The organism is Aliidiomarina soli, assembly GCF_003986975.1.
Lineage (GTDB): Bacteria > Pseudomonadota > Gammaproteobacteria > Enterobacterales > Alteromonadaceae > Aliidiomarina > Aliidiomarina soli.
In genome coordinates, this window is record NZ_PIPO01000003.1 from 552,126 (window position 1) to 558,816 (window position 6,691).

At 51.4% G+C, this 6,691-nt stretch carries 5 protein-coding genes; 4 read left to right on the top strand and 1 reads right to left on the bottom strand.

Annotated elements, in window-relative coordinates; translation table 11 throughout:
• Positions 1-164: 164 nt before the first annotated feature.
• Entirely contained in the window at positions 165-1,589 is a 1,425-nt protein-coding gene (gene dbpA / locus CWE14_RS09155) for an ATP-dependent RNA helicase DbpA (protein ID WP_126799083.1), read from the bottom strand.
• Positions 1,590-1,760: 171 nt separating this feature from the next.
• On the opposite strand from dbpA, the gene CWE14_RS09160 reads away from it, so the two are divergent.
• The 4 genes from CWE14_RS09160 to CWE14_RS14890 form a co-directional block, all read left to right on the top strand.
• Positions 1,761-3,851: a TonB-dependent receptor family protein gene (locus CWE14_RS09160; protein ID WP_126799084.1), complete on the top strand. Its 2,091-nt coding sequence runs from the start codon at positions 1,761-1,763 to the stop codon at positions 3,849-3,851.
• Between the two features lie 373 nt (positions 3,852-4,224).
• Positions 4,225-5,613: a M28 family metallopeptidase gene (locus CWE14_RS09165; protein WP_126799085.1), complete on the top strand. Its 1,389-nt coding sequence runs from the start codon at positions 4,225-4,227 to the stop codon at positions 5,611-5,613.
• Positions 5,614-5,959: 346 nt separating this feature from the next.
• Positions 5,960-6,403 carry a hypothetical protein gene (locus CWE14_RS09170; RefSeq protein WP_126799086.1) on the top strand — a complete coding sequence of 148 codons (444 nt, stop codon included), beginning with the start codon at positions 5,960-5,962 and terminating at the stop codon, positions 6,401-6,403.
• 134 nt (positions 6,404-6,537) lie between these two features.
• Positions 6,538-6,691: transposase (locus CWE14_RS14890; protein ID WP_126799087.1), on the top strand; the 154-nt coding region annotated here is incomplete at its 3' end.

Sequence of the window (6,691 nt, forward strand, 5' to 3'; positions counted from 1 at the left end):
CTATGCCTTACGTATGGGTGAGGGTTGTGCAAAAAGCGCACATTGGTAACCTCAGGCCTTGTACTTGGGTGCGTAGAAGCGCGCATTATATCTGTCATCGTTTTGCAATGAAACGACTTTTCGGCTGCGGTTTTGTTAAATCTTCAGCTCAACGCGGGGAGCGTTCACAAAACTCGCGCACGGAAACGTTTGCCTTTAATTTTATCGCCATTAATGAGCTGCAATGCACGATCCGCTATCCGTCGGTTGACGGCAATGTAGCCCCAGTTGGCCTGTAGCTTAATTTTACCGATATCATCCATCTTTAACGCATTGTCGCGAGTCAGCGCACCGACGATATCACCGGGGCGTAGTTTGTCTTTTTTACCGCCATTAATTTGCAGCGTGATCATCGTCGCCTGCAGCGGCTTGCTATTGCCTTGCTCAATCGGGATCGCACGCATCTGAATAGGTTCAGGCAAGGTATCTTCGAGCAGGCGAACTTTGTAGTCATCTTCCGGGCCAACCAGGGTAATTGCCAGACCTTTCGCACCCGCACGTCCGGTGCGACCAATGCGGTGAGTATGGGTGTCGGTATCGTGGGCCATGTGCACACACAGCACTAAATCGAGTTCACTGATATCCAGCCCCCGCGCCGCGACATCGGTAGCCACCAGAATACGCGTACTGCCATTGCTGAACTGCACCATGGTCTGGTCACGGTCACGTTGCTCGAGATCACCATGCAGCGCTAATGCGCTGTAGCCGTTGGCGCGTAAACTATCGTTCAGTTGCTGTACTTCACGTTTGGTATTGCAAAAGACAATGCAGTTGTCCGGCTGGTGCGCCTGCAGCAGGTGCATAACGGCCAGTGTCGCCGGCATAGTGGCGAGACTGTAAAAGCGTTGTTCAATATCCGCTGCCACCTGCTCGGTTGCGATCGTCAGTTTGACTGGCTCACGGGTGACACGGCCAATCAGTTTATCCATCCCTTTAGGGTAGGTGGCACTAAAAAGCAGGGTTTGGCGTGCAGCTGGGGTGGCCTCAATGATTTTCAGAATGTCATCCTGAAACCCCATATCGAGCATGCGATCGGCTTCGTCTAAAACCAGCGTATTGATTTTGGAGCAGTCGAGTTGCTGCTGGCTTAAATGGTCCAGTACCCGACCAGGCGTACCCACCAGCACATGAGCACCATGCTGTAACGAGGTTGCCTGGGCACGGGCTGGTACACCGCCGCACAGGGTCAGCAGCTTCAGGTTCGCCACGTTCTTCGCCAGTTTACGGATCTCAGTAGCCACTTGTTCAGCAAGTTCGCGGGTAGGACAGAGCACCAGTGCCTGCGGAGAGAAAAGGTTTATATCGACATTGTTCAGTACACCCAGTGCAAAGGCAACGGTTTTACCAGTGCCTGTGGCCGCCTGCACAATGACATCGCTACCACGCAGAATAACCGGCAGACTGGCCGCCTGTACGGCGGTTAGTTGGGTATAGCCAGCATCACTCAGGCCATCCGCCAGGGCAGCAGGTAGATGGAGCTGTGAAATGTCTGCAGCGTCTGCTGATGGGGAGTCTGTCGAAGCGGAGCTGGTCTGGCTAAAGTCTGTCATGGCGGGCATTCATTGCAAATTATCGGGCGCATATAGTAACAGAATTCGGCGTGGAACGATGGTAATTGAGACAGATTTAATCCGGGGCACTAAAATCACACATATATTGTTGACAATCATTCTCATTATCATGTAACTTCACCGCCAGCTTAGAATAGACCTGGAGAACTTATGTTACCTCACTTTTTATCTCGTCCCTCGAAAGTCGCGACTGCTGTTCTGTTAGCGACTCTCCCGTTAACTGCCGTAGCCGAAACTTCAGACGCAGCGGATCAGCCAAATGGTGAGCCTCGTGCTGTGATGCCGACCATCGAAGTGATTCGGGTGTCAGGTTTTTACGCCCCTCATCGCTCAGACGAGACAGGTACGGTAGTTCTGATAGATCGTGAAGACATTGAACGCATTCAGCCATTGTCGACTGAAGATATTCTGCGCCGTGTCCCTGGCATTAACGTGAAGAGTGAAGAAGAGACCTCCATCGTTGCCAACTTTGGTATTCGTGGCCTGTCTGCGAGCGAGTCGAAGTCGCTGGTGCTTGAAGACGGAGTGCCAGTGGCGCCAGGTTTGTTTATCGGTAATGACCGCTATTTTAATCCGCGTATTCAGCGTATTGAGGGTGTTGAAATCCTCAAAGGTTCAGCGTCACTGCGCTACGGACCGTCAACTATTGGTGGGGTGGTTAACTACCAGACCCGAACACCGGATGACGGAGTTCAGGTGAGCGCCCGTGCCGGCTCGTTCAATATGCAGGAAATGACCGTCGAAGCGGGCAGCCGCACCACGTCAGGTGACGCCTACGCTGGTGTTGTTGCGACCCATTCCAGCAGCGACGGTTTCATGGACAAAGGGTATGACATGACCGACCTGATGTTTAAGTCAGGTGCAGTGCTTTCCCCGAATCAACGGGTGGGTATGAAGTTTTCCTACCATGAAAACGATGCCAATATTTCCTATCGTGGCTTGTTGCTCGATGATTACCGTGCGGGTGAAACTTATAACCCTGCGCCAGACGATTATTACCTGACTGACCGGGTCGCCTTTGATGCCAATCACGAATTACTCTTGGGCAACAGTGCGAGCCTGAAAACACTGGTCTACTGGAGCGATGTTTCACGGGACTACTGGCGTTATGGAGTGGACTCAGATGCCTCAGATCTGGCCGGTCGCTGGGTCTACAATGATGACGTGACGGGTAACAACCGTTCGTTCGAACGTTTCGGCATCGAAACTCGCCTGCGTTTCGACGGTACCATTTTAAGCTTGCCTGCACAGAATGAACTGGGTCTTCGTTATATGAACGAAGAGTCTGATGACCGCCGCATTCGTGCGACCCGTGAGCAAGACCGCACTGGGCCAAATGACCGTCATCGGGTGGATTCTGCAGACAGCTATGCAGCCTATGCGCAAACCCGCATTGAGCTAAGTGACAGACTGGCTGTTACCCCTGGTATCCGGGTTGAATCGTACCAGCAGGAACGTTTAATTCTGACTGAGAACAATGCCACAGCCAAAACTACCAACACTGAGTATTTGCCAGGGGTTGGGGTTACCTTTGACGCCACTTCATCGGCGCAGGTCTACGGTGGTGTTTATCGCGCATTTTCACCGGCGACCAACGGCGTTGCACTGGACGGCCTGACCGATCAGGACCTGGACGGTGAACGTTCAAACAACTTTGAACTTGGTCTGCGTGGCACGCTGGAACAGCTTGATTATGAAGTTGCCGCTTTTTATATGGACTTCACCAATCAGGTCGTGACCGGTAACACCAATCCGAACTTGTCGCAGTCAAATGCAGGTGAAACCGAGCACTATGGTATTGAAGCTATGCTCGGCTACGATCTGGGTAGCGGTTTGCGCATTGACAGCAATGCAACCTGGGTTCCAACATCGGAATTTAAATCAGGTGATTTCAGTGGTAACCGACTGCCTTATGCTCCAGAAGTCGTGGCGAACCTGGCTGTAAACTACAACTACAACAGCTTTGATGTCACCTTGAACATGCATCATCGCGGCGAGCAATATGGTGACCCAACCAACCAGGTCGAATTGCCTGAGGGCGCGGGTGGCGGTATTTGGGGTGGTTTGATGCCAGCTTACACTGTGTATGACTTCACCTCGCAATATACCGTGAATGACCAGCTTACCTTGTTTGGTTCAATTAAGAACCTGACTGACAAGCGTTATATCTCAGGCCTTCGCCAAGGTATTTACGTAGGTCCTGAACGTTCATTTGAATTGGGCCTTCGTTACAGCTTCTAAGACCCCAATGACCAACCCGAAAAACGCCGCTTATATAAGCGGCGTTTTTTTGTTTAGAGAACAAAATGTTTAGGAGCAAAAAAAGCCGGGATACTAGCCTGTAAGTAGTATCCCGGCAAACTTCCCGCACGTTGAGTGCGCCCTTCATTTATGTGAGCAGGCTCCAGGGAGAGTACTGGGCTGCGAACACATGACTACGATAACTCACTCACAAATGATAATCAATATCATTTGCATCTTTATTTTGCTTTCTTGTCTGAACAAGGAGTGGCTTAAACTCAGTCACCCTTGTGTTGGTCGCATCAACTGATCATTGTTACGCCTTTATGCGTTAAGCTGGCAGGCGAAAATAAGAAATCAGAGAGGAATCAGCATGAAAAAAACAGCAACCATGAAGGCCGTGGCGGTATTGCTTAGTGCCACCGCCGCGGTGAGTCTAAATGCGCAGGCGGACGTCACTTATGCAGATCAGGAAAAACTGCATGAGATCGCAACCGCGCCATCGGCCGAACGTATCGAGCAGGACATCGAAACCTTAGTCAGCTTTGGCACCCGCCATACACTGTCCGAAACCGAGTCAGATACCCAGGGAATCGGCGCGGCCCGGCGCTGGATTTTCGAAGAGTTTGAGCGTATTTCAGAAGCATGCGGAGGCTGTCTCGAAGTCTATTACAGCCGTGATGTAATATCGGACACCCCCCGCATTGAAGACCCTGCAGAGGTGGTCAGTGTGGTCGCGATTCAGCGCGGAACGACGGATCCGGACCGCTACGTGATGATGTCCGGTGATATTGATTCGCGTGCCAGTGACGTTATGGATTCTACCTCAGACGCACCGGGCGCAAACGACAATGCATCAGGCGTCGCTGGCACCCTGGAAGCGGCACGTGTGCTTAGCCAGCACCAGTTTAATGGCTCTATTGTCTATGCTGCACTGGCAGGCGAAGAGCAGGGCCTGTTTGGTGGCCAGATCCTGGCGCAACAGGCAAAAGACGACGGCTGGCTGCTTCATGCGGTGCTTAACAACGACATGATCGGCAACATTTCGGGTATTAACGGGGTCACCGACAATACTACAGCGCGTGTATTTGCTGAGGGCACACGCATGAACGAAACGGCAGAAGAAGCGCGGATGCGCCGCTTTACCGGCGGGGAAGTAGACTCCCCAAGTCGTAATCTGGCCCGTTACATTGACTGGATTGCGGACCGCTACATTCCTAATCTCGACACCATGGTGGTTTATCGCCTGGATCGTTTCGGCCGCGGCGGACATCACCGCCCGTTTAATGACTTAGGCTACCCGGGTGTGCGGATTATGGAGACCAACGAGCATTATGATCGCCAGCACCAGGATTTGCGCAACGAAGACGGCCGTCATTTTGGTGATACCATCGAGTACGTTGACTTCGAGTATGCAGCCAAACTCACCGCATTGAATGCAGTCACGCTGGCCAGCATGGCCTGGGCGCCGGCACCACCGACGGGCGTCGAAATTTCAGGCGCAGTCAGCGCCAACACCACGCTGAAATGGGACCAGCCTCGCTCCGCAGAGGACGCTAACATCAAGGGCTATAAGATTTACTGGCGCTACACAGACCAGCCACAGTGGCAGTTCAGCCGTGAAGTAGGCAAGGTGACTGAATTCACACTAGAGAACGTGGTCATTGATAATTACTTCTTTGGCGTTGCCAGCGTCAACAACGAAGGCATCGAAAGTCCGGTGGTATTTCCGGGCGCTGCCGGTACCTTCGAAATCGACTAGGACAGTCAGGCAGGAGCAGGCGCAATTGCCTGCTCCCGCTAATGACCAATGATACCGCGGTAGATATTCAATTAGCCGCGCTGAGTGCACGTTTTGTCATTGCAGTCAGAATTTATCTTTAGTAAGGTCAATAACATACTAATAACGTGCGCCAGGGATATCAGGCATAGCGACACAGCAAAACGAGCACGCTCAGTTTGTTTTCCAAGGGAAAGAGCCTCCTCACAGTATAACCTTCGCTATATCAACCACCTGACTCGCTACCTGCTCGTAAACCCGGGCTGCAAAGTGTGCGTGCTCAATATACAAATGTTAGAGCAAAAAAGTAATGAGGCAATAGCGAGTAATGGAAATACCAACTCTAGTATTGGAATACATTAAAACACTTATATGGCCGCTATTGATTCTGTTCGCCTTAGTTTACTTTAAAGGCACCATTGAATCGTTGCTCGAAAAGTTAGTTGAGATAAATGTTGGTGGCGAGAAGGGATTCGCGCTTAAGCTTAGAGCGGCCCAGAAAATCGCGCATGATCTGAGCTCCATAGAAGCCGAGACGCCTTTAGTGCCAGAGGAATCGAATATTATTCTTTCCTTGCCTGACGAAGCATTTCTTTATCTAAGCTCACTAGCTAAGAAACCGGTTAAATCGATATATTACCCAGCCTCAGGAGGAGAGCTTCGAAGCTTACACGCTTTAGCTGACTATGGTGTAATGAAACAAAAAAGCATGTCCGAATTTGAGCTTACTGAAATAGGTCAAACACTGGTGTCTAGCCTAGAAAAGCTCTAACAAAAACATTAACTACGCGCCTTCGGTGCCGGACGCTCGTACCTCGCGCCGGTTATGTTGGCGTTATGTTCCCGAGTTACCCACAAACAGTAGACACCTTCTATAGTTAGGTAGCCCCTAGCAGGAGGTGTTTCATGACCAAGAAACGGCAGGCATATACCGAGGAATTTCGTAGGGAAGCAGTACGCCGAGCGGATCAGCCCGGCAACACGGCAGCATCCGTCGCCAAAGAATTGGGATTGCATCCCGGTCAGATCTACAACTGGCGGCGACAGTTCACCCGGCTTT

What these genes read in the sequence shown, in the direction of transcription:
- dbpA (WP_126799083.1), bottom strand. Translation starts at nt 1,589, where the DNA reads ATGACAGACTTTAGCCAGACCAGCTCCGCTTCGACAGACTCCCCATCA.
- CWE14_RS09160 (WP_126799084.1), top strand. Translation starts at nt 1,761, where the DNA reads ATGTTACCTCACTTTTTATCTCGTCCCTCGAAAGTCGCGACTGCTGTT.
- CWE14_RS09165 (WP_126799085.1), top strand. Translation starts at nt 4,225, where the DNA reads ATGAAAAAAACAGCAACCATGAAGGCCGTGGCGGTATTGCTTAGTGCC.
- CWE14_RS09170 (WP_126799086.1), top strand. Translation starts at nt 5,960, where the DNA reads ATGGAAATACCAACTCTAGTATTGGAATACATTAAAACACTTATATGG.